This window comes from Glaciimonas soli (assembly GCF_009497155.1).
GTDB classification, from domain to species: Bacteria; Pseudomonadota; Gammaproteobacteria; order Burkholderiales; family Burkholderiaceae_D; genus Glaciimonas; species Glaciimonas soli.
Genome location: NZ_WINI01000001.1, coordinates 896,516 through 918,699, shown reverse-complemented (window position 1 = coordinate 918,699; position 22,184 = coordinate 896,516). Strand labels below are relative to the sequence as shown.

At 48.7% G+C, this 22,184-nt stretch carries 18 protein-coding genes and 2 tRNA genes; 11 read left to right on the top strand and 9 right to left on the bottom strand.

Translation table 11 applies throughout. The annotated features are described in order from the left end of the window. Positions 1-48: 48 nt before the first annotated feature. The 3 genes from hutG (at position 49) to sorB (ending at position 2,960) form a co-directional block, all read left to right on the top strand. A complete protein-coding gene (hutG, locus tag GEV47_RS04235) occupies positions 49-870 on the top strand; it encodes an N-formylglutamate deformylase (protein ID WP_153233422.1) in 822 nt (273 codons plus the stop codon). Between the two features lie 195 nt (positions 871-1,065). Continuing rightward, positions 1,066-2,313, top strand: coding sequence for a SorA family sulfite dehydrogenase catalytic subunit (gene sorA, locus GEV47_RS04230; RefSeq protein WP_153233421.1), 1,248 nt, complete (start codon positions 1,066-1,068; stop codon positions 2,311-2,313). Between the two features lie 8 nt (positions 2,314-2,321). Continuing rightward, on the top strand, positions 2,322-2,960 hold the full coding sequence (gene sorB / locus GEV47_RS04225; RefSeq protein ID WP_153233420.1) for a SorB family sulfite dehydrogenase c-type cytochrome subunit: 639 nt from the start codon (positions 2,322-2,324) through the stop codon (positions 2,958-2,960). A gap of 82 nt (positions 2,961-3,042) precedes the next feature. Here the strand turns inward: sorB and GEV47_RS04220 are convergent, their stop codons facing one another. Next, complete coding sequence (locus tag GEV47_RS04220; protein ID WP_228124550.1) at positions 3,043-4,389, bottom strand: MFS transporter; 1,347 nt, start codon at positions 4,387-4,389, stop codon at positions 3,043-3,045. Positions 4,390-4,391: 2 nt separating this feature from the next. Then, positions 4,392-5,015, bottom strand: coding sequence for a glutathione S-transferase family protein (locus tag GEV47_RS04215; RefSeq protein ID WP_153233419.1), 624 nt, complete (start codon positions 5,013-5,015; stop codon positions 4,392-4,394). A 350-nt stretch (positions 5,016-5,365) separates the two neighbouring features. On the opposite strand from GEV47_RS04215, the gene GEV47_RS04210 reads away from it, so the two are divergent. Both GEV47_RS04210 and GEV47_RS04205 read left to right on the top strand, forming a co-directional pair. After that, positions 5,366-8,173 (top strand): TonB-dependent receptor domain-containing protein, encoded by a 2,808-nt coding sequence (locus tag GEV47_RS04210; protein ID WP_153233418.1) that lies wholly within the window; start codon positions 5,366-5,368, stop codon positions 8,171-8,173. Positions 8,174-8,606: 433 nt separating this feature from the next. Next, entirely contained in the window at positions 8,607-10,187 is a 1,581-nt protein-coding gene (locus GEV47_RS04205) for a thioredoxin family protein (RefSeq protein WP_153233417.1), read from the top strand. An 81-nt stretch (positions 10,188-10,268) separates the two neighbouring features. On the opposite strand, the gene GEV47_RS04200 is transcribed toward GEV47_RS04205, so the two are convergent. From GEV47_RS04200 to mfd, 3 genes are all read right to left on the bottom strand, one after another. After that, positions 10,269-10,637 carry a DUF4870 family protein gene (locus GEV47_RS04200; RefSeq protein ID WP_153233416.1) on the bottom strand — a complete coding sequence of 123 codons (369 nt, stop codon included), beginning with the start codon at positions 10,635-10,637 and terminating at the stop codon, positions 10,269-10,271. 55 nt (positions 10,638-10,692) lie between these two features. Then, a complete protein-coding gene (serB, locus tag GEV47_RS04195) occupies positions 10,693-11,547 on the bottom strand; it encodes a phosphoserine phosphatase SerB (protein ID WP_153233415.1) in 855 nt (284 codons plus the stop codon). 88 nt (positions 11,548-11,635) lie between these two features. Beyond that, the gene (gene mfd / locus GEV47_RS04190; RefSeq protein ID WP_153233414.1) at positions 11,636-15,118 is read right to left on the bottom strand and encodes a transcription-repair coupling factor; all 3,483 of its coding nucleotides are present in this window, start codon (positions 15,116-15,118) and stop codon (positions 11,636-11,638) included. Between the two features lie 314 nt (positions 15,119-15,432). Between mfd and ispD the strand changes: the two genes are divergently transcribed. Beyond that, on the top strand, positions 15,433-16,176 hold the full coding sequence (ispD, locus tag GEV47_RS04185) for a 2-C-methyl-D-erythritol 4-phosphate cytidylyltransferase (RefSeq protein ID WP_153233413.1): 744 nt from the start codon (positions 15,433-15,435) through the stop codon (positions 16,174-16,176). Further along, positions 16,173-16,670, top strand: a complete 498-nt coding sequence (gene ispF / locus GEV47_RS04180; RefSeq protein ID WP_153233412.1) for a 2-C-methyl-D-erythritol 2,4-cyclodiphosphate synthase — start codon at positions 16,173-16,175, stop codon at positions 16,668-16,670. The genes ispD and ispF overlap by 4 nt, the downstream gene beginning before the upstream one ends. Here ispF and GEV47_RS04175 read toward each other — a convergent pair. Together GEV47_RS04175 and ompR are read right to left on the bottom strand one after the other, a co-directional pair. Beyond that, the gene (locus GEV47_RS04175) at positions 16,653-18,050 is read right to left on the bottom strand and encodes a sensor histidine kinase (RefSeq protein ID WP_153233411.1); all 1,398 of its coding nucleotides are present in this window, start codon (positions 18,048-18,050) and stop codon (positions 16,653-16,655) included. The two genes, ispF and GEV47_RS04175, sit on opposite strands and share 18 nt — an antisense overlap. Positions 18,051-18,146: 96 nt before the next feature. Next, positions 18,147-18,902, bottom strand: a complete 756-nt coding sequence (ompR, locus tag GEV47_RS04170; RefSeq protein ID WP_153233410.1) for an osmolarity response regulator transcription factor OmpR — start codon at positions 18,900-18,902, stop codon at positions 18,147-18,149. 170 nt (positions 18,903-19,072) lie between these two features. On the opposite strand from ompR, the gene GEV47_RS04165 reads away from it, so the two are divergent. Continuing rightward, positions 19,073-19,387 carry a hypothetical protein gene (locus GEV47_RS04165; protein WP_153233409.1) on the top strand — a complete coding sequence of 105 codons (315 nt, stop codon included), beginning with the start codon at positions 19,073-19,075 and terminating at the stop codon, positions 19,385-19,387. Between the two features lie 140 nt (positions 19,388-19,527). Here the strand turns inward: GEV47_RS04165 and GEV47_RS04160 are convergent. Continuing rightward, positions 19,528-19,604: transfer RNA gene (locus GEV47_RS04160), tRNA-Arg, on the bottom strand. Between the two features lie 227 nt (positions 19,605-19,831). Then, positions 19,832-19,908: transfer RNA gene (locus GEV47_RS04155), tRNA-Arg, on the bottom strand. Between the two features lie 256 nt (positions 19,909-20,164). On the opposite strand from GEV47_RS04155, the gene GEV47_RS04150 reads away from it, so the two are divergent. The 3 genes from GEV47_RS04150 to GEV47_RS04140 all read left to right on the top strand — a co-directional run bounded on the left by GEV47_RS04150 (position 20,165) and on the right by GEV47_RS04140 (position 22,104). After that, positions 20,165-20,719, top strand: a complete 555-nt coding sequence (locus GEV47_RS04150) for an iron transporter (protein WP_153233408.1) — start codon at positions 20,165-20,167, stop codon at positions 20,717-20,719. A 142-nt stretch (positions 20,720-20,861) separates the two neighbouring features. Then, positions 20,862-21,209 (top strand): cupredoxin domain-containing protein, encoded by a 348-nt coding sequence (locus tag GEV47_RS04145; RefSeq protein ID WP_153233407.1) that lies wholly within the window; start codon positions 20,862-20,864, stop codon positions 21,207-21,209. Positions 21,210-21,261: 52 nt separating this feature from the next. Continuing rightward, the gene (locus GEV47_RS04140) at positions 21,262-22,104 is read left to right on the top strand and encodes an FTR1 family iron permease (RefSeq protein ID WP_153233406.1); all 843 of its coding nucleotides are present in this window, start codon (positions 21,262-21,264) and stop codon (positions 22,102-22,104) included. Positions 22,105-22,184 lie beyond the last annotated feature (80 nt).

The following is a 22,184-nucleotide window of genomic DNA, read 5'->3' as shown; positions in this document are numbered from 1 at the left end:
TAAGACACTGATTTTTTCTGATCTCTATTCATTAATAAAATCACAGATATGCAAATTCAAAAATTCAATTTCCACCGCGGTACGTTGCCGTTACTGGTCTCCATGCCACATACCGGTGAACATATCCCGGACGACATTAAAGCCAATATGACGCCATCAGCGTTACAGATCGCTGACACAGATTGGCATATGCCACTGTTGTATGATTTTCTAAAGGGGCTGGGCGTATCGGTATTGGAGGCAACGCATTCACGTTATGTGATTGATCTCAATCGACCACAAGACAACGTTAATCTCTATCCGGGGCAAGACACCACCGGCTTATGCCCAGTCGACACTTTTCACAAAGAAGCGCTATATCAACCCGGCAAGACCCCGGATGAAGCAGAAATTACGCGTCGAGTGCAAACATATTGGCAACCTTATCATGCGCAATTAGACGATGAATTGCGGCGCATGCGTGCCGAACATGGCATCGCCATGCTATGGGATGCGCATTCGATTGCTTCAGTTGTGCCGCGTTTTTTTGAAGGACAGTTGCCGGACTTGAATCTCGGTACCGCATCCGGCGCTTCTTGTGCGCCAGAATTGGCAGAGCAATTGCGTCAGGTGGCGGCCGATGCAGCTAAAGAGGGTTATAGCCATGCGTTGAACGGTCGCTTCAAAGGCGGCCACATCACCCGCCATTATGGTCAGCCACAAAACAATATACACGCGGTGCAATTGGAGTTGACTCAATGTACTTACATGGAAGAACAGTTGCCATTTGCCTTTAAAACGGAACGTGCCGAAAAGGTGCGCCCAACGTTGCAGCGGTTTATTGAAGTAATGTTGACGTGGGCTGACAAAGCTCAGCGTACTACAATGTGAATCTGCCAGGTTTATGCGGCCATCAACTTGCCGCCTGGCAGATGCAGCATCGTGGGGCGTAATTTATTGCGTCTGTCTTCGCAGATATTTGTGGCACATGTGGTCTACGGTATAGCTTTGAATTTATCCACGTGAAAATAAAGCGACGAAGGAAGAATCGATCGCGCGTCGAAAAAAAACAGAGGAGAAGTCAATATGCGTCCCAATGAAAATCGCTCTATTGAGCATCGTCGTGCGTTCATGCAAAAAACCGGACTTGCAGCATTATTGTTGACAAGCGCGCCATTACGCAGCATTGCGGCCAACACCGTCACAACTGCCACGGAGACTATGCCATTTGGAAATGGCGAACGTGATTTAATCGCCTATCCGCAAAAGCGACCGTTAATGCGTATTACCACGCGTCCACCGCATTTGGAAACGCCGTTTAGTGTATTTAACGAAGGCCCGATTACGGCTAATGACGCCTTTTTTGTTCGTTACCATTTGGCGGGTATTCCGACCTCGATTGATGCCAAGACCTATCGTTTGAAAGTTGGTGGTCTTGTTGAACGTTCTTTGTCGCTGTCATTGGCGGAGCTGAAAGCGATTGCGCCGCCGGTGGAAGTTGTCGCGGTTAACCAATGCTCCGGCAACAGCCGTGGTTTTTCCGAACCACGGGTTTTTGGGGCGCAGCTCGGCAATGGTTCGATGGGCAATGCGCGCTGGGTTGGAGTGCCGCTCAAAGCGGTGCTGGCACATGCTGGCATCAAGGCTGGTGCGAAGCAGGTTAGCTTTCAAGGTCTTGATCGCCCTGTATTGCCATCGACACCGGACTTTATCAAAGCCATCGATATTGATTTGGCCCAAAACGGCGATGCCATCATTGCATGGTCCATGAATGGAAAAGATATTCCGTTTCTCAACGGTTATCCGATCAAATTAATTGTTCCGGGTTATTTCGGCACATATTGGGTCAAGCATTTGAATGATATTGAAGTGCTGGATCATGTATTCGATGGTTTTTTCATGTCCACCGCTTATCGCGTTCCGGATAACGATTGCCAGTGTGTGCCGGCCGGTTCTCCAGCGGGGAAAACGCGTCCAATCGGGAAGCTGAAAGTACGTTCCTTCATTACCAGTTTGCACGATGGCGCAACAATTCAGGCTGGTAAGTTTATCGAAGTAAAAGGAATTGCTTTTGATAGTGGTGCAGGGATTAAAACGATTGATGTGTCAGATGACGATGGCCAGACATGGAAGAGCGCAATGCTCGCAAAAGATTTGGGCAGATATTCTTTCCGTGAATGGCGACTTGGCCTGACGCCGTCCAGTAAAGGGACGATGCGTTTGCTGGTACGTGCTACTACGCAAAGTGGGGAAGTTCAGCCATTGGAAGCGAGCTGGAATCCAAGCGGCTATGCACGCAATGTGGTTGAAGCAATCAACCTCACTGTCGTTTAGGAGTGAAAATGAAATCAGTTAAATACATGGTTTTTTGTCTCGTTATCGGTATGGTTGGCGTTGTAAGCACTGCGCAAGCAGCAACGATCACGCTGCCGCAGGAAACTGCCGAACTAAAACCGTCTTCACTTCCCGGCTATGCGATCGCAGTGTCAAAATGCGCGATCTGTCATTCCGCTGATTACATTAATCAACAGCCGCCCAAAATGAACTTGACGCAATGGACCGCAGAAGCTGCCAAAATGCAGCATGCGTATGGTGCGCCGCTTTCTGACGATGATGTCATCAAAATAGGTGAATATCTGGCAGTCACGTATGGCGATGCAAAACCAGGCGCAACTGCAGCCATCCCTTCGCCAGCGGCGGTGCCAGCTAAAGCAGCAGCAAGCAAGTCAATTGATGTCAATGCTTTACTGGCCGCAAACGCTTGTTTAGCTTGCCACTCCGTTGACAATAAAATTGTCGGCCCATCGTTTAAAGATGTCGCCGCGAAATATCATGGTGATAATGCCGGCCAGACGAAAATCGCAGCCTCTATCCGTGACGGCAGTACCGGAAAATGGGGCGCTGGCGGTGTCATGCCGCCGCATCCGACGTTGAGTTCGGACGATATTAAAGCGATGGCGGAGTTTGTGGCTAAGCAGTAATAGAGCGTCGTTATTCTACGGCTGTAGAATTGGTAGGGACGCGATTTATCGCGTCCTTCTTGCTTAACGCCAGTTAGTCATTCTATTGTTTGGATGCTTGCGCAGCAAAAATCTCCGGATACTGATGCCCATACCAATCTTTAACTTCATGGTGCTCAAGTTCCAGAAACTCACGCACACGCGGTACAAACATAAATGCGCCAGCGCTCAGGGCGGCAAGCACGCCAAAGGTGATGTAGACCGTGTTCAGGTGCCAGTGTAGCAAGGCGATGCCAGCGATGGCCGGTCCCAGTGTGCCGGCAATGTTGGTCGTCATGATATTGACGGCGGTCATACGCACACGGAAGTTTTTCGGCACAGCCAGCGTGCGATGCGTTTGTCCAACCAGCACGAAGGTTGCATTGGCGATACCGGCGCATAGAAAGGCCATGACTAAGAGCCACGGTGAACTGGCATAGCCGACAACAGCCAGCGCCAGGCCTTCTGCCATCGCGATAGCCACGCGTACTCGATAACGACCAAAACGGTGTGCCAGTGCGTTGGAGATCCATAGCGCACCGAATAACATGCCTATCGACAGCGCTGCTTCGCAAGCGCCTAACCAACCACCGGATAGCCCCAGCGATTTAATTTTGAGCGGGACTAACATGGTGAACGCCGGGCCTAAAAATATCCATGAAATAAAGTTGACCAGCGTCCAGCCTCTATCCATCGGGATAGTCCACTTGGCATGTAAGCCGACTCTTAATTCTTGCCACCAATGCGCCATAGCACCGATCGCGCCGATTGTTTTTCCGGCTGTGGCAACCGCGCTATGTTTGTCTTCATGTTCATTGCTATGTGTCGGAATCCGGGTTGCTAGCAATGCTGCGCTGATGAGCAAGATGAATGAAAGCCAAAACGTCGCCTTCGTTCCACCCAATGCCAGCACGCCACCAGCTAATGCCGGGCCAGCTATACGTCCCATCGCTTGTGCAGTTTTTTGTAAACTTAACGCATCCGAAAGATGTTCCGATGGCACCAATTCTGCTGCGATATTGATTGAGGATGGCATGATGAATGCGTAGGCAATTACAGTGAGTAGTCCTGTCGCAATCAAAAATGGCAAGCTGTAATGCCACAACGTTGCCGCTAGCGCGACTAGCAAAGCACCGCACGTTAATGCGGCAAGGCCAAACACAATTTGCGAGCGTTTGGCATAACGATCGCCAAACGGCGATAACAGCGGCATCGTGATGATGGTGGCAGCAGAAATGACGATGCCATACAACGCCAAATCACGCGCGCCGCCTTCGGTGGCGATCCACCAAGGCAGTGCAACGTAACCCACCATCAGCGCTGCCCACGTCAGCGCATCGCTGAGCAATAACGGGATAAACGATAATCCAACGTGTCGTAAGCGCGCTACTAATCCGCTGGATATGGACATGTTCAAGGTATCCCATTACGGCCATATTGCATAAATCCCGCACGTTCGCTCAGGAGTTGGTAGTAGGCAGAAACGGCAGCGTATGCCGGACGTTGTATTGGCGCTGCAAACCAGCGATGAACAGATAAACCCAATACCACATCGGCCACTGTGAAGTTGCTGCCGGTGACAAACATGCCGCTCGCTTGCAACTGTTGATCGAGGATGCCGATGTGCTTGTTCCAGCTTTCGATGCTGTTGGCAAGCTGATGCGGATCGTTATGCGCCGCGCTGTTGCGCACCAAGGCCATAAAGGCGTAACGCCATGCATTGTTCAATTCCGTAGCCTGCCAATCCATCCATTTTTCTACTTCAGCCCGCCCTTTTGGCGCGTCAGGCAATAAGTCCGTGCGCTGATGTTTTACGCATAAATAGCGACAGATCGCATTCGATTCCCAAAGCACGAAATCATCATCCTTGATCACTGGTATCAGCGCTGAGGGATTAAGTGCGAGAAATTCCGCAACCTGCGTTGAGCGAAAGCCCGTACCCCAATCTTCATGTTCAAACGGAATGCCAATTTCTGCGCAAGTCCAGAACACTTTGCGGACGTTAATCGAAGTTGATTTGCCGAGTATTTTTAGCATGAGATGATTTTATTTTTGTGCGTGTATGCGTTTAAGCATTCTACTGAATCTTGATGTCGATGTAGAAAATTATGCATATGAATATGTAAAAGTAGTCGTTCAGTTTGCGCAATCGCTGCGATATCCTCTTTCTCTTTTGTAACGCAGTGTTTCTCATGCTTGAGTAAATATATAAATGAAACTTTGCGAAACAACATGCGGTTGGGTGACACGGTGCTCATGTCGCAGCCCAACTGCAGATGCAAATCGGATGAGTGACAAGAGGACGCAATCATTTGTTCCGCCGCGAACCCACCGACATTGCATCAATATTTAATTCAAAAATAAAAACATAAGAAGAGGGAATCACGATGAGTCACTGGAAATTGTCGTTGCGTAGTAATCTCATTAATACAGTTGTCTTTTATATAACCATTAGTGGCGTGGCTGCCAGTTATGCACAATCATCGCCGGAGTCACCTGCATCAGTACCGGGTTCGGCGACACCAGTTTCAATCGATGCGACACCGCCTGTTCCTGTCAAAGAAGAGAAGGTTGCTGAAGAAAAGGTACAAGAAGTATTTGTCACTGGTTCGCGCATTCCGCGCGCCAGCAAAGAGGGACCAACCAGCGTGACGGTGATCACTGGCGCCGATCTGGAGCAGCAGGGCTTTCGGAATGTGTACGATGCTCTCAGCGCGCAGACGCAAAATACCGGTATGACGCAAGGCGCAGATTATGGAAATACTTTTACACCGGCAGCCAATACGATCAGCCTGCGCGGTCTTGGTCCTAATCACACTTTGATTCTGGTCAATGGCCGGCGCGTTGCAGATTATCCTGTGGCCTATGACGGATCCGTCAATTTCGTCAATCTGGCAAATATTCCCTCAGCCTTGGTGGACCGTATCGAGATATTGAACAGCGGCGCTTCGGCGATTTACGGTTCTGATGCGATTGCCGGTGTGGTCAATATCATTTTGAAAAAAGAAATCAGTGGCTATGACATCAATGTGAAAGCCGGTGGCACGCAGGCCGGTGGCGGTGCCAATCAAAGGATACAGTTTTCGGGTGGTGGTACGTCAGGCGATTTGACTGGATTGTTTGGTGTTGAGATTAGTCAGCGGCAGCCAATCTGGAGTCGGCAGCGTGATTTCATGTCTTCGGAAACCCTTGATGGCACCACACCACGGCGGACAAATTCCCAGCTTAATGTCGACACGGGAAATTACATCACACCTGGCGGCGCAGGATGTGGCGGCTTAGCAAATTCATTCGATCATAGTCTTGTCATGGTACAGTCAAGCCAAGGTCCGTATTGCGGCAGTGGCAAAGCCTTACCGTCTTATTGGACAACCGAGACCGCGAATCAAAGTGAAAACCTCTATGGTGCGCTGACTTATCAGTTATCTGGAATATCGCCTAAGACAGAAGTATTCAGTGATTTTATGGTGGGATTTAATACCACCAAAAATAATACCCGTGGGCCTAACTGGACTTCCGAAGGTGCAGGCAACGGTTATTTTTATAATCAAAATACGGGTAATGACGAGAGCTGGTATCGCCGTATCGCACCGGAAGAAATCGGCGGCGCTGATCGTTATGATAAAAAATGGGATGACACCGCGGCCAACTGGTCTGTCGGTGTGCGTGGCGATATTCCTGGTAGTACCTGGAATTATGAAGCGGCTTATAACATTTCGGGATATAGCAGCCGTGCCAGCGTCCCACTGTTGTTGAGTAATGTAGATAGCTTTTTTCTTGGTCCCAAACTCGGTGTGAATAGTGACGGTGTGGCGATTTATGCGCCCAACGCAAACAATTTCTATCAACCGTTGACACCTGCGCAATTCAATTCGATTACTGGTGTGGCGACTAGCCAGAATAAATCATGGACGCAAACCTTAAGCTTAACTGCTAACGGTGAACTATTTAATTTGCCAGCAGGTCCGGTGAGATTAGCCGGTGTGGCAGAACTAGGCAGCCAAGGTTTCAGCAACACGCCAGACCCGTTAATTAACCAAGGTGTTTTTTATAATCAAAGTGAAGCGGAAGGAGCAAGTGGTTCGCGCAAACGTTACGCCTTGGGTGCGGAGTTGAATATTCCGATCACCAAAGAGTTGATCACCACAGTCGCAGGTCGCTACGATGATTATTCCTTTGCCGGACGTAACGATGGAAAATTTACCTACAACATGGGGATAGAATTTCGCCCGGTTAACACGCTGCTATTCCGCGGTAATCTCGCCACCAGTTTCCGCGCGCCGGATATGAACTACATTTATTCCTCAGTCACGCGTGGCTATTATGCGTCGACCACGGATTACTATCTGTGCCAATTGTCGGGTCAACCGCTGGCTGGTTGTTCGTACAATAATTATTCGCCGGGTGCCAATTATATTCAGACTGGCAGCAAAGATTTGAAGCCGGAAGATGGCAAATCATGGAGTTATGGTGTGGTGTGGTCGCCGACTTCCAACTTTGATGTGTCAGCTGACTTCTGGCGCATTCAAATCGATAATCTCGTGACAAATCTGGACCCCGATACGATCTTGCACAACGAAGCAAATTGTCGCTCTGGTGTGTTGGATATCAATTCACCGACTTGCGTTGATGCGATCTCGCGGGTGATACGCAATCCTGCCAACGCACCATTAAATCCGAATGCGATTGAGGATATTTTGGTTAATCCGATTAATGCCGCACAAGAGCGTACCAGCGGGATCGATTTGAGTGCCAAATGGCGCATCAAAACCAGCGATATAGGGACTTTTTTATTGAAGGCGAATAGCACATTGGTACTCAGCCATTATTACAAACAGTTCGCTAATGACCCGGATGAAAATCTGCGTGACTCCCTGACTAACCCGGATTGGCGTTCTAAGGTCAATGCGAGTGTGACGTGGATATTGAATAAATGGACGAACACTGTGCAGGTAACGCGCTATGGCAGTTTGCCAAACGCAAATCAGACTTCACGTATTTCGCCGTTTGCTTTGGTTAATTACAGTGTTAATTATCAGATTACACCGGCAGCTTCAGTGTCGCTGATTGTGAATAATGTGTTTAATTCGGTTAAGCAGGATAGTAGTGCCGGGTGGCCGTTTTACCCGGTGGGGAATTACAATCCTTATGGTCGGGAAGGGTGGTTGGAGTTTAATTATCATTTTGGGAAGTAGCTTCTGTGGTGCTAGTGGGTGAGGGAGTCACTCCGTGGAACTGGCAATGTCGGGGGTAGGCCGACAGCTGGTTACTTTTTCTTGCTTCGCCAAGAAAAAGTAACCAAAAAGAAGGGCAGGAGCACTGCTCCTGCCAGAGCCGTCACTCGTCTTTGACGAGTGTCCCCCAAATGCGCCAACTGTCATTCGGATGGAAAGACCAACTCGCTTCGCTCAGACATGTCTTCCCATAATTCCCGAATGACAGTTGGCACATTTGGCAACGTCCAATGCGAGGTACTTCAAAAGCAACAGCAACTTCAACAGCACCGTCAAAAGTCACAGGCTTGGTGATGTAATTTGCATCGGTGCCATTGAGATATTCAGGTATTTTTGACGGTTACAAAAATCGTCTATATATTCATCGAATAATATTAATTAGAAAGAGATTTTAATGAACATTCGACAATCTATTTTGACCGCTTTATTGTTGGTTGCAGCGCCAACGTTTGCATTAGCCGCTAATGCAGCTAATGCTCCTGCTGCTGTTGCAGCTACGCCTGCAACGGCAAATACCGAAGCTGGTATTGCCTGGTTCGATGGCGATGTTGATGCTGCTTTTGCGTATGCTAAGGCGCACAATAAACCGTTATTTCTTTACTGGGGGGCGACTTGGTGCCCGCCGTGTAATGAGGTGAAGGCGACGATTTTCAATCGTAAGGATTTTATTCAGCGCTCTAGTTTTTTTGTGCCGGTGCATATTGATGGTGACAGCCCGGGCGCACAGAAATTGGGTGCGCGTTTTAAGGTGAGCGGATATCCCACTACGATTTTGTTTAAAGCCGATGGGACTGAGATTACGCGCTTGCCTGGTGAGGTGGATGCCAAGCGTTATTTGCAGACCTTGGGATTGGCCATGAACGCGAATCATCCGGTCAAAGACATTTTGAAATCGGCGCTGACAGGCGGTAAGTTGAGCGAGGATGAATGGCGCATGCTGGCTTATTATTCTTGGGATACGGATGAGCAGCAATTGGTTTCCAATAAAGATTTGCAGGCAACGTTGCAAAAGCTCGCCAAGGCCAGCCCTGCTGGAGACAATGCTAAACGCTTGGCCTTAAGTGCTTTGGTGGCGGCGACTAATCCTAAAACGGGTGATCCAGCCAGTGTCGATAAAGCGGCCGCAACCAAGTTATTATCCAGTGTGTTGACGAATCCGCATGCCGCGCGTGACAACGTTGATTTACTGTCTGGCTATCCGACCGAACTGGTAGGTTTGGTGACGGCGGTGAATACACCTGCACGGGCGCAATTAACCGCTACATGGGATAAAGCGTTGAGCCGTTTGGATGCTGATACCACTTTGTCGAAAGCTGATCGTATTTCCGCTTTGGCGGCGAAAGTTTCGTTGGCACGTCTGGAGAAACCAGAAGGCGCGCTGTCACCCGCTTTGCAAAATGAAGTGCGCAAGCAAGTCGCTATTGTGGATAAAACGACGACCAATCCTTTTGAACGCCATGCAGTAATCGATGCAAGTGCAGATGTATTAGCCAAAGCCGGCTTGCTAGATGATTCAGACAACTTGCTGAAAGCCGAACTGAAAACCTCGCATTCTCCTTACTATTTGATGCTAGGTTTGGCTGCAAATGCTAAGACGCGTGGCGATAAAGCGGCAGCAATCAGCTGGTATGAACAGGCCTATCAAGCGGCGCAAGGCCCGGCCACACGTCTGCAATGGGGCGTGACTTATCTGAGTAATTTGATTGATCTGGCACCGCAAGATGAAACGCGCATAGAAAAAGTGTCGTCCAGTGTATTTCAGGAGTTGGGACAAACACAGAATGCTTTCTACGAACGTAATCGTTCATCCCTGGAAAAATTAGGCCGCAAGCTCACTGCCTGGAAAACTACCGGTCATCATGACGCCAGCTTTGGTCGGGTGCAGGCACAGTTGAATGGTGTTTGTAGCAAATTGCCAGCAGCCGATGCGCAACGTACGACTTGCCAGGGTTTATTGACGCCAGCGAAGGTTTAATCCGATATCAATACCGGATATGAAAAAGCCGCCGAATCAACTGATTCGGCGGCTTTTTTAATTGAATAGCTGTTTATTACATCATCGGGCGGGTGGCATCGCCTTGTTATCATTCAAATCCAGCAAGCCTTTAATCAAGCGGTAGGCTTTCCATAGCCATGCCACTGTCCATACAAAAAAGGCGAAAGGGATGCCGATAAGGGTGATATACAGTGCGCAACCGACTGCCATCCATATCAGGTACCACCAAAACGAACGGATTTGCCAGTTGTGATGGCTGTACACAAAGGTGTCCAGTGCGTCATCACGCTTGATGTAATTGATAATCAAAGGAATAAATGAAAGTAATCCCAGTGAAAACACGACGCTGAGACCGTGGAACAGGTATAACCACCATGCCAGATTTTTAGCAGAATCCAGCTTGCTGTCGAAAACGAGATCTTGTGTCATGGGCTTTCCTTGTCAGTTAATAGAGTCACTGATTTCTTATCGCTTTTTGTGCGAATCAGGCCAATATAGGCAAGATGCCATCCAATCCCACAAAATTCAAGGCCAGACTGGCTTTTTCTCGCACAATCGGCTTGGCGCGGAAGGCGACTGACAGTCCAGATATGCCCATCATTTTCAGATCATTGGCACCGTCACCCATAACGATAGTCTGTGTTGGCGTGATATTTAATTCGCCACATATTTTTTCGACAGTGGTTTTTTTAACATCGGCATTGACGATTTCACCGACGACTTTTCCAGTCAATTTTCCATCGACGATTTCCAATGTATTGGCATATGTGTAATCGAGATTTAAACGGGTTTTGATACGGTCTGTGAAAAAAGTAAAACCACCTGATACCAATAAAGTTTTGATGCCTGCAGCTTGAATCGCTGCCAGCATTTTTTCTGCGCCGGGTGAAAGTTGCAGACGCTCGTCGTACACGCGCTGTAAAGCCGACGCGTCCAAGCCTTTGAGCAAAGCGACGCGGCGTAGCAGGCTTTCATTGAAATCCAATTCGCCGCGCATGGATGCTTCAGTGATAGCAGAGACTTGCGATTTCAAACCTTGCATATCGGCGATTTCATCGATGCATTCGATGGTGATTAATGTCGAATCCATGTCCATGCTCAACAATTTGAAATCACTCAACTGTTGCGTGACGGGTGTAAAAGCATAATCAAGCCGAGCAGCGTGACAGGCGGCATCAACTTCGGCTTTGACGGCCTCGGAATAAATCACATCTTCGCAATGTAAAATGGTTCTGTGCGCATCACTGATATCGAGCGTGCGTTGCGGTTCGGCTATGGCTGCGATGTGTTGAAGCGCCGTAATGGGGGTTTTGCCGGCGCTTTGTAGGGTCAGTTTCATATTATGTCTTTTTGCAAAAAAATAATTTAATTGATGTTGCATAGTCTTCTTCTCCCCACGCATCTGGTCGAGGGGAGTGCCGTAGCGATTAGCTCAACGATCGTATCGTCGCTTTCACCTGATTCACCCGCGCAGCAAGATCCGGCATATTAACGGTAATGCGCAGCTTGTCCGGACCATTCAATTTGATATGACGATTTTTCTGTATCAGTTCAATGATACGCATAGGATCTATCGGAGGCTTCGCCTCAAATTGTAGAAGAGCAGCATCGGCGTGTGCGTCGATTTTGATGATGCCGACTGGCTTGGCCGCGATGCGCAATCTATGCGTTTCAATCAGGGCTTTGGCAGGATCGGGTAATTTGCCAAAACGATCTATTAACTCTTCTTGTAAATCGTCGATTTTTTCTGATGCATTGCAATTGGCCAATCGTTTGTACAACGATAGTCGTTCATGCACATCGCCGCAGTATTCATTCGGCAACAGGGCAGGGACATGCAAATTGATTTCGGTGGTGGTCGATAGCGGCGCAGCCAAATCGGGCTCTTTACCATTTTTCAACGCGCGCACGGCTTCGTTGAGCATGTCGGAATATAACTGGAATCCGATTTCAACCATTTCACCTGATTGATTGTCACCCAATACTTCCCCTGCGCCACGAATTTCCAGATCGTGCATGGCCAGATAAAAGCCGCTGCCGAGTTCTTCCATTTGCTGAATCGCATCCAGTCGACGTTGCGCCAGTTTTGACAGGCCTTGGACGTCATGCACCAATAAATAAGCATAAGCCTGATGATGCGAACGACCAACGCGGCCACGTAGTTGGTGCAATTGCGCCAGACCGAATTTGTCGGCTCTGTGCATGATGATGGTGTTGGCGGTGGGTACGTCGATACCGGTTTCGATGATCGTTGTACAGAGCAAAATATTGAAACGCTGCGCAACAAAATCGCGCATGACTTTTTCCAGATCGCGCTCATGCATTTGACCGTGGGCGACGGCGATGCGCGCTTCTGGTAATAACTCTTCCAGCATCGCTTTGCGGTTCTGAATGGTTTCGACTTCATTATGCAAAAAGTAAACTTGACCGCCACGCTTCAACTCACGTAAACAAGCTTCACGGATGGTGGAATTATCTTCACTGCGAACAAAGGTTTTGATTGCCAGGCGCTTTTGCGGCGCAGTGGCGATGATGGAGAAATCACGTAAGCCTTCCAGCGCCATGCCCAGTGTGCGTGGGATCGGCGTGGCGGTCAGTGTCAGCACATCAACCTCAGCTCGCAATGCTTTCAGCGCTTCTTTTTGACGTACGCCGAACCGATGTTCTTCATCAATGATGACTAAACCAAGACGTGAAAATTTCACATCATTGGAGAGCAATTTATGTGTGCCAATCACGATATCGACCGTACCATCGGCCATGCCTTTGATGGCTTGTGTAATTTCTTTACCGCTACGGAAGCGCGATAATTCAGCGATTTTGACCGGCCAGTCAGCGAAGCGGTCTGCGAAGGTTTGCGCATGCTGTTCGGCCAGCAAAGTGGTTGGCGCCAGAATTGCTACTTGCTTGCCGCCGAGTACGGCAACAAATGCGGCACGCAAGGCGACTTCAGTTTTGCCGAAACCAACGTCGCCGCAAATCAATCTATCCATGGGCTTACCGCTGGTCATATCTTTGATGACGGCGTTGATTGCGGCCGCTTGATCGGCGGTTTCTTCAAAGCCGAAACTTTCGGCAAAGTTGGCGTAATCATGCGCGGAATATTCAAAAGCAAAACCTTGGCGCAAAGCGCGTCTTGCATAGAGATTTAATAATTCAGCGGCGGTATCGCGGACTTGTTGCGCGGCTTTGCGTTTGGCTTTTTCCCATTGTCCAGAGCCGAGCGAATGCAACGGCGCGTCATCCGGCGACGCTCCGGAATAACGTGAGATCACATGCAGTTGCGAAACCGGCACATAGAGCTTGGTATCTTTGGCATATTCCAGATGCAAAAATTCGGTTTCACCTTCGCCCAAATCCATGCTGATCAAGCCCATATAGCGACCAATTCCGTGGTTTATATGCACCACCGGATCATTGATTTTGAGCTCGGACAAGTCGCGTACCATCGACTCGACCTGCGTTACACCCTCTTGTTTCTTTTTGCCGACGCGACGACCTGAGCCTGCGTATAGCTCAGTTTCGGTAATGAATACAATATCGTGCAATTCAAAACCAGCGTGCAAAGGCGCGACGCCTAACATCAATTTTGACGACGACGTGATGAAATCGTCATAGTCGTCACATAGCTGCAACGACAGATCATATTCGTTGAAATACTGTTGCAGCGTTTCGCGTCGACCATTCGATTCAGCGCAGATCATGACGCGTTTATTACTCTGCAAAATATACGCACGCAGATTGGTCAACGGGTCATCGCTGCGGCGATTGACGGCGATATTCGGAATGGGACTAGATAACTCAGAAGCCGCATCACTGTTTTGGAGGTTATTGTTAATAAGCCAACGGCCATGTGTTTTAGCTAATGCGAAAAAATTTTCATCAGTGAGGAAAATAGCTTCGGGTGCCAGTAGCGGACGCTCGCGACTGGATTTGAGGAATTGATAGCGCGATTGCGTATCAACCCAAAAACGCTGGATCGCACCGTCAATATCGCCCAACAAGGCGAAAGTGGCATCGGCTGGAATATAGTCGAACAGGGTTGCAGTATCGTCAAAAAATAGTGGCAGATAATATTCAATACCAGCCGAAGCAATTCCGTTGCCAATATCCTTATAAATCGCAGAACGTGACGGATCGCCTTCAAACACTTCACGCCAACGGTGGCGGAAAGCCGTGCGTGCAGTTTCATCCATCGGGAATTCACGTCCCGGCAGCAAACGCACTTCTTTGACAGGATAGAGAGAGCGCTGGGTATCGGCGTCAAACGTGCGTATGGTTTCGATGGCATCACCGAATAAATCGATGCGGTAAGGCAGTACCGAACCCATAGGGAAAATATCAATTAAGCCACCGCGTACGGAATACTCGCCGGGCGAAATAACCTGCGTGACATTGTTATAACCCGCCAGTGTCAGTTGCGTTTTCAGACGCGCTTCATCCAGCGTTTCGCCTTGCTTAAAAAAGAAGGTGTAGGCCGCCAAAAACGATGGCGGCGCCATCCGCACTAGCGCGGTGGTGGCAGGTACGATCAATACATCACATTGACCATTTTGGATTTCGTATAGCGTTGCCAATCGCTCGGAGACTAAGTCCTGATGGGGGGAAAATGCGTCGTAAGGTAAGGTTTCCCAATCTGGCAGCAGATGGCAGCGAAGCTTTTTCTGCGCGTTGGGATTGTTGCTTTTATCTTGCTGATCTTGTCGCTTATCTCCTGCAAACCAGGGAATCTCAGCCAGTAAACGCTGGGCATCGGTGGCATTGGCAACCACTACGGTCAGCATTTTCTTTTGCGCTTTCAACTGCAATGCGGCACGTGCTAACGCATAGGCATCTGCCGAACCGTGCAAAGCTGGAAGTACAAAACGGGCACCAGGTTTTGGGAGAGATTTTTCTAGGTCAAATGGCATCGGGTCGGGCTGGGATTTGATCTGATTGAGTTGGAAATAAGTATGTCAAAAAAACGTTTATACGTCGTTGTGCCTCCTTGCCGTACCTGCGTACTGTCTGCGTTCGGCACACCTAGTCTCAACATTTTTTTTGCATACTTGGGAGGCCGGACAGGGCGGCGGAAAATTATGACAAAAAAGCAGCTATGCACTAGCATAGCCAGTTAACAGCAAGATCGCAGCAAGAGCGAAACAAGCGCGTCATTATAAACTACCGTTGCCGGTATGTTTATTGCGTGTCATGTCAGCATATTTTAGTAAAATACTATCGCATAATGTCACAGTCACCGTCCCATTCTCCTCGTTATTTCGGTTTGATCCCCGCGGCCGGTGTCGGCGCACGTATGGGGAAAGAATTTCCCAAGCAATATTTGCCACTTGCTGGTAAACCGATGCTGCAACATGTGTTGGATACCTTTGCTGCCTCGACTTTAATCACACATACCTTCGTGGTCGTGAGCGCAGATGATGGCTATATTGCGGCAATGATGGCGGCGGCACCACATTTGGCTGATCGCGTCACCGTGCTGTATCACGGTGGTGATAGTCGTCATTTGTCAGTGTTGAATGGATTGGCGGCAATGCGTGGTCGGTTGCGTGACCAATTCAGTGACGACGACTGGGTGCTGGTGCATGATGCAGCGCGTCCAGGGTTGAATGTGACGTTGCTTGAACGTTTGATGGCAGCATTGAAAGAGGACGACGTTGGTGGTTTATTGGCGCTGCCGGTGGTCGATACCTTGAAGCGTGGCGCCAGCACCGATGGCGAGCGTGTAAAGGAAACCGTGCCGCGAGACGCGCTGTGGGCTGCGCAGACGCCACAAATGTTTCGTTATCAGCTATTACAACGTGCTTTGTCGTATGCTTTGGATAATGCCGAGCAAATCACAGACGATGCCAGTGCCGTCGAAATGTTGGGCTTGCAGCCACGATTAGTCGCAGGTAGTCCGCGCAATTTCAAAGTGACTTTGCCGCATGATATTGAATTAGCTGAATTATTTTTGAAAGAATCGAAATGAATCCATCCACTATTCCACCTTTCCGTATAGGGCAGGGTTACGATTGCCACGCTTTAGTTACGGGACGCCCGCTGATTATTGGCGGTGTAACGATTCCGCATAAAACCGGATTGTTAGGCCACTCCGATGCCGATGTATTGCTGCATGCGATTACCGATGCATTATTTGGTGCTGCTGCTTTGGGCGATATTGGTCGTCACTTCCCAGATACGGATCCTGAATTTGCCGGCACTAATTCTCGTAAATTATTGCGTGAGGCTGTTAGGCGTATTACTGCGGCGGGTTTTGGTATCGGTAATATTGATTGCACCATCATTGCGCAAGCGCCCAAAATGGCGCCGCATATCGCCAAGATGGTGGAGCATATCGCCGCTGATTGCGGTGTGGCGATAGATCAGGTCAACGTCAAAGCAAAAACCAATGAGCGCATGGGTTATTTAGGCCGTGAAGAAGGTATTGCAGCGGACGCAGTGGCGTTATTGTTTCGGTTGTGATGTTTTTTTAGCCAACCTTACGGACGTGCGAACCAGTGGCAAGGTGATCTGAATGACCAGGCCGCCGCCATCACGATTAGAAAGATGCACTTTACCGTTATGACGTTTGATAATGCGGTTGACGATCGCCAGTCCCAATCCTGAACCATTGGCTTGGCCGCGTGCGGAATCAAGACGAGTGAATGGTCTCAACAGACGCGGTATTTCGTCTTCGGGTATTCCCATGCCGTGATCAGCGACTTCTATGATGACTTTGTCGTGTTTATCTGGCGTGGCTTTAATATCAACCTCGACGATGTTGTTATCGAGATCGCCATCTTCCTTTTTGCCATAGCGTCTGGCGTTTTCAATCAGATTGTTGAAGACGCGTCTTAGTTCGGTTTCATTGCCGGACACGATGATATAAGGAACAATTTCGGTATGAATTTTGAGATCGCTGTGGCGGGTCGCATTTTGTGCAACATCCAGCAAGAAATCACTTAAATTTATTTGCGTGAAACTACTGGTGTCGGTAGGTTTTGCATAATCTAAGAATTGACCGATGATGCCATCCATTTGCGCCAAATCCGATTGCATGCCGGTGCGTGCTTCATCGGAAAGGTTGGCCATTTCGACCTCAAGCAGCATGCGTGAAATCGGTGTGCGTAAATCATGCGAAATCCCGGCCAATATGATGGCGCGATCGGATTCTATGCGTTGCAAATCGTCAGCCATTTGATTGAAACTACGATTAGCCTCGCCAATTTCAGTCGGACCTGTTTCCGGCAAACGTTCTGGTTGTTCACCTCTGGCGATGGCGCGGGTGGCAGCAGCAATGCGTGCCAATGGTTGATTGATTAATGCAGAAATAAACATCGCACCTAATAGCGATAACATCATTGCGGCAGTTGCCCATTGCAGCCATTGCACGCCGGAACTACGATCAACCCGGTCACGATCTAACATCAGCCAGTACTCATCGCCATCGATAGTAAAGCTGACCCAGAAGCCGCCAATATCGTTAACCTTGGACGAAAATTTGGTTTTTTCCCCCAGGCTGGCACGGACGTCGGCTTCCACTTCTGGCATGACGGCAGTGTCTGGCGGCGGTGCTACCTGATCATCTGCTTCCAGGGGATAAATCCGGATTCCTTCATTGCTGGCCAAATCAAACAGCAGCTCACGTCGTAAGTCTGGCGCGGAATGCGTTAATGCTGCGCGGGTAACTGTGATAATCGAGACAATTTGCGCCGCGAGTTGTTGCGCACGCGGACCACGCTCAACAATGCGAAAGCTCGCAACCCATGCCACCATACTGACGGAGATCAGGAACGCCATCAAAAAAAATGTGCGCCATAACAGGCCGCTTTTTAGCCAAGCGAGACGGTGAGTAGTGGTCATAAGGCATTAGCCAACAAAGCAGGGATCAACAGAGCTCTTTCGGAACCGGCTGCACTCATCAGGATTGCTGCGGTTTCGAAAGAAGTCAACAAAGCATCAACGTGGCTGTCCTTCTGGAATGAAGACATAACCAAGACCCCACACCGTTTGGATATACAAAGGATTGGCTGGATCAGGTTCGATCAATTTGCGTAACCGCGAAATTTGTACGTCAAGACTGCGATCAAAAACTTCATATTCCCGGCCGCGCGCTAATTCCATCAGTTTTTCACGTGACAGCGGTTGGCGTGCATGACGGGCAAATACTTTGAGCACCGAAAATTCACCGGTGGTCAACGGCACGGATTCGCCATTCTTCTTGAGTGAACGCGTGCCCAGGTCGAGAATAAATTGGCCAAATTCAAAAGACTGCGGTGTTTCTGACGGCGCACCAGGCAATTCATCAGGGCCTTTCCGGCGTAAGACCGCACCTATGCGGGCTAGCAGTTCGCGAGGATTGAATGGCTTGGGCAGATAATCATCGGCGCCCATTTCCAAGCCAACGATGCGATCGACATCTTCGCCCTTTGCCGTGAGCATGATAATCGGCGTCTGATCACCGGCGCCGCGTAAGCGGCGACAGATGGCAAGTCCATCTTCCCCAGGCAACATGAGATCGAGTACCAGCAGATCGTAGCGCTCGCGGATCCAGAGCTTATTCATGGCTTGCGCGTTCTCGGCAGTCACCACTTGAAAGCCTTGTTCCGTCAGATAACGACGTAACAGGTCGCGCAAGCGGATATCGTCATCGACCACCAAGATTTTATGTTGATGGGTGTTAGCGGTTTGGGCAGATGTATTTGTAGTATTCATATCGGCTATGGTAACGTTGAGTTCGAATCAAAAATATACCTGAAGGGCATGGATTACAAAGTGTTACACACTTTACTAAATACATCTTATGACAGAAAGGAGAGGGGCTTACACTGATCTGGTAGGAGTTAAATCTTAACTGCTATTCGGAGTTCACAGAAGAAATCCTTATGAATATGATGTTTCTTAAAATTGGTATTTGCTTGCTGTTTGCTGCTACCGCTGCTGAGGCATTTTCGCGGCAGGATGAGCAGCAAGTGCCGCGCTACTCACAGCCGCGTCAGTATGAGCCGCAGCGCGATCAGCGTGAGCAGCGCGATGCGGTGCGGGAGGTTAGCCGTGGGCAACAGTATAACCAGCAGAACAATCAACAGAATAATAATCAAAATAATTCGCATGGTCGCATGTCGGCCGATGAACGACGCGCATTGCGAGAGCAAATTAATGAGGCCGGGAAAGCGCTATATCCGCCACGTCGCCCATGATTTGTAGCTGAGTAATGTGAATAGTATGAAGAAGAGCCAATGATCAACTAAATATCATTGGCTTTTTTATTGGCGAAAAATAATGTAATGCCGTAAACCAGAAAGGGTCTGCAAGATTTCTCTTGCAGACCCTTCAAAACTGGTGCGGCTGGCAGGAATCGAACCCACGACCCCTTGGTTCGTAGCCAAGTACTCTATCCAGCTGAGCTACAGCCGCGAAAGAGCAGAATTATATAGGAGTTTTTATTTTTAGGGAGTTTTTTTCAACAGAATTTGCTGTTTAATTGCCGCTATCCTTATGCCGCAGTGCATATTGAGGACATATGGCGTTCAATATATTTAAAAACGACTGTTTTTGTTAAGACGCAAGAATTTAGCGGTTGTTAAGAGCACCCCGTAAACCAGAAAGGGTCTGCAAGATTTCTCTTGCAGACCCTCAGAAACTGGTGCGGCTGGCAGGAATCGAACCCACGACCCCTTGGTTCGTAGCCAAGTACTCTATCCAGCTGAGCTACAGCCGCGAAAAACGAGATTATAGCTGAGCTATGCGTATTTTGGAAGAGGGAATTGCGAATGAATCGCAATCCGACTCTAAATTCATCTTTATTAAGATATTTTATTGAATGCGCGTGGTGCTTTCAGTCGGCTTTCTATTTGTAAATAGCAGAATTTGCATATGTGCATGATGTTTGTGCCGGTGCTATAATCAAACAATAATCATTATCATTTACTCTGTTTGAAAGAGGCTAGAAGATGGGCGTAAAGACAAGTTTAAAAATGAATTTAAAAACGCATATTAAAAATGCAGCGTTGCTTGCAGTCGCCACTACCTGCTTTGCAAGTAGTGCTTGGGCAGCAGAATACCCAATTGGCAAGCCGCAAATTTTTAACGGCCTTGAAGTCAGCGCGGTATATTTGCAGCCGACCAAGATGGAGCCTGAAGGTATGATGCGCAAAGCAGAAGATTCGGACATGCATGTAGAAGCCGATATTCGCGCCGTCAAAAACAATCCGAATGGTTTTGCAGAGGGTGACTGGATGCCCGCTTTGATGATCTCTTATGAATTCACTAAAGCAGGCTCTACTAAAGTGATTAAAGGCGAGATGATGCCGATGGTTGCGAGTGACGGTCCGCATTATGGCGATAACGTCAAATTAGATGGCCCTGGAAAATACACTCTGAAGATGACGATCTTGCCCCCATCAATGAATACGCATGAACATTTTGGCCGTCATGTTGATAAAGAAACGGGTGTCGGCCCATGGTTTAAGCCTTTTGTTGTCACGAATGAATTTATTTTCGCTGGCGTTGGCAAAAAGGGTGGCTACTAATTAATACAGGCATAAGTAATGTCATGCAATGTGGGCGCCAAGTCTCCATTAATGATAGTGCGAATGATGATCATTTGAAGGTGCTGATGTATATTGGTACCTTCGTCTTTTCTCTGCATATTGACAAGCAGGAGTGGTATTGATGTCTTTGAATAAAATACGCAGCGGTTTCTCCGCTGGTTTACTTACTGCTTTGCTATTGCAGGCAACTGCATCGTTTGCTGCAGATTTGCCGACCTTCAAATTAGAAATGAAGGATGGCGTACTTAATCCCGCTCGAATTGAAGTACCTGCGGGCCAAAAAATCAAAATCACGGTCCACAACACTGGTACGTCGGCAGTTGAATTTGAAAGTGTGCAATTACGTAAAGAAAAAGTATTGGCGCCAGGCGCAGAGTCTTTCGTGGTGATTGCGCCGTTGTCACCGGGTGAATACAAATTTTTCGACGATTTTCATCAAAGCGCCAAGGGCGTGATTGTCGCCAAGTAAACCGCGCATTTGAATTATAAAATGCGTTGCAAAATAAGAACGGAGAGTAGCGATGGGACAGATTTTGTTCATCGTCTGGCGCGAAAGCGTTGAGGCTTTATTGGTTGTAGGTATTTTGTACGCCTGGTTAAAAAACGGCGGTGCTGATGCACGTCGCGGTTTACCTTATCTGTGGGCAGGGGTTGCCATCGGTGTGTTGGCGGCTATCGGTTTGGGCGCTGCATTATTAGGTTTCAGCGAGTTACTCTCCGGCGATGCCCAGGATTATTTCCAGATCGGTATGGTATTGGTCGCCGCAGTCTTGATCGTGCAGATGGTGTATTGGATGCGCAAGCACGGTCGCACCTTGAAGCGCGAAATGGAAACCTCGCTTAGCGCCAATTTACAAACGTCGAACTGGTGGGGCGTGACTATCCTGGCGGCGTTGGCGATTGCCCGCGAAGGCAGTGAGACTGTGATTTTCTTGTACGGCTTAGGCTTGGGTCAGCACGAAAGTACCGGCGGTTTCTTGCTGGCAGTAGTGCTTGGTTTTGCCCTGGCATTTTTGACGTTCTATCTGTTGCAACTGGGCGGCAAAATTTTCTCCTGGCGACGTTTTTTCCAAGTGACGGAAGTGCTTTTACTGTTCTTGGCTGCGGGTTTGCTGTTGACAGGCATTGAGCGCTTAATGTCTCTGGATATTATTCCGACATTGATCGATCCAGTATGGGATAGCTCTCGCTTGTTGGATGACACCTCACCAGTCGGTAATTTGATTGCCACGATGACAGGCTATCGTGCGCAACCGGCGTTGATGAGTTTGCTGGTATATGCAGCATATTGGCTGGTGGTGTGGCTCTTGTTGAGACGCGCAGCACCCAAAAAAGCGTCGGCCCAAATTAAGGCTGCGGCCTGACCTGTTTTAACTAATTCGTGAATATTGCATGAGTACTTGCGCTACCTCCGCAGCAACGTCACCAACTTCATCCACACGAC

Excerpts from the sequence above, each read along its gene's own strand:
- hutG (WP_153233422.1), top strand. The coding sequence starts at position 49 with ATGCAAATTCAAAAATTCAATTTCCACCGCGGTACGTTGCCGTTACTG.
- sorA (WP_153233421.1), top strand. The coding sequence starts at position 1,066 with ATGCGTCCCAATGAAAATCGCTCTATTGAGCATCGTCGTGCGTTCATG.
- sorB (WP_153233420.1), top strand. The coding sequence starts at position 2,322 with ATGAAATCAGTTAAATACATGGTTTTTTGTCTCGTTATCGGTATGGTT.
- GEV47_RS04220 (WP_228124550.1), bottom strand. The coding sequence starts at position 4,389 with ATGTCCATATCCAGCGGATTAGTAGCGCGCTTACGACACGTTGGATTA.
- GEV47_RS04215 (WP_153233419.1), bottom strand. The coding sequence starts at position 5,015 with ATGCTAAAAATACTCGGCAAATCAACTTCGATTAACGTCCGCAAAGTG.
- GEV47_RS04210 (WP_153233418.1), top strand. The coding sequence starts at position 5,366 with ATGAGTCACTGGAAATTGTCGTTGCGTAGTAATCTCATTAATACAGTT.
- GEV47_RS04205 (WP_153233417.1), top strand. The coding sequence starts at position 8,607 with ATGAACATTCGACAATCTATTTTGACCGCTTTATTGTTGGTTGCAGCG.
- GEV47_RS04200 (WP_153233416.1), bottom strand. The coding sequence starts at position 10,637 with ATGACACAAGATCTCGTTTTCGACAGCAAGCTGGATTCTGCTAAAAAT.
- serB (WP_153233415.1), bottom strand. The coding sequence starts at position 11,547 with ATGAAACTGACCCTACAAAGCGCCGGCAAAACCCCCATTACGGCGCTT.
- mfd (WP_153233414.1), bottom strand. The coding sequence starts at position 15,118 with ATGCCATTTGACCTAGAAAAATCTCTCCCAAAACCTGGTGCCCGTTTT.
- ispD (WP_153233413.1), top strand. The coding sequence starts at position 15,433 with ATGTCACAGTCACCGTCCCATTCTCCTCGTTATTTCGGTTTGATCCCC.
- ispF (WP_153233412.1), top strand. The coding sequence starts at position 16,173 with ATGAATCCATCCACTATTCCACCTTTCCGTATAGGGCAGGGTTACGAT.
- GEV47_RS04175 (WP_153233411.1), bottom strand. The coding sequence starts at position 18,050 with ATGACCACTACTCACCGTCTCGCTTGGCTAAAAAGCGGCCTGTTATGG.
- ompR (WP_153233410.1), bottom strand. The coding sequence starts at position 18,902 with ATGAATACTACAAATACATCTGCCCAAACCGCTAACACCCATCAACAT.
- GEV47_RS04165 (WP_153233409.1), top strand. The coding sequence starts at position 19,073 with ATGAATATGATGTTTCTTAAAATTGGTATTTGCTTGCTGTTTGCTGCT.
- GEV47_RS04150 (WP_153233408.1), top strand. The coding sequence starts at position 20,165 with ATGAATTTAAAAACGCATATTAAAAATGCAGCGTTGCTTGCAGTCGCC.
- GEV47_RS04145 (WP_153233407.1), top strand. The coding sequence starts at position 20,862 with ATGTCTTTGAATAAAATACGCAGCGGTTTCTCCGCTGGTTTACTTACT.
- GEV47_RS04140 (WP_153233406.1), top strand. The coding sequence starts at position 21,262 with ATGGGACAGATTTTGTTCATCGTCTGGCGCGAAAGCGTTGAGGCTTTA.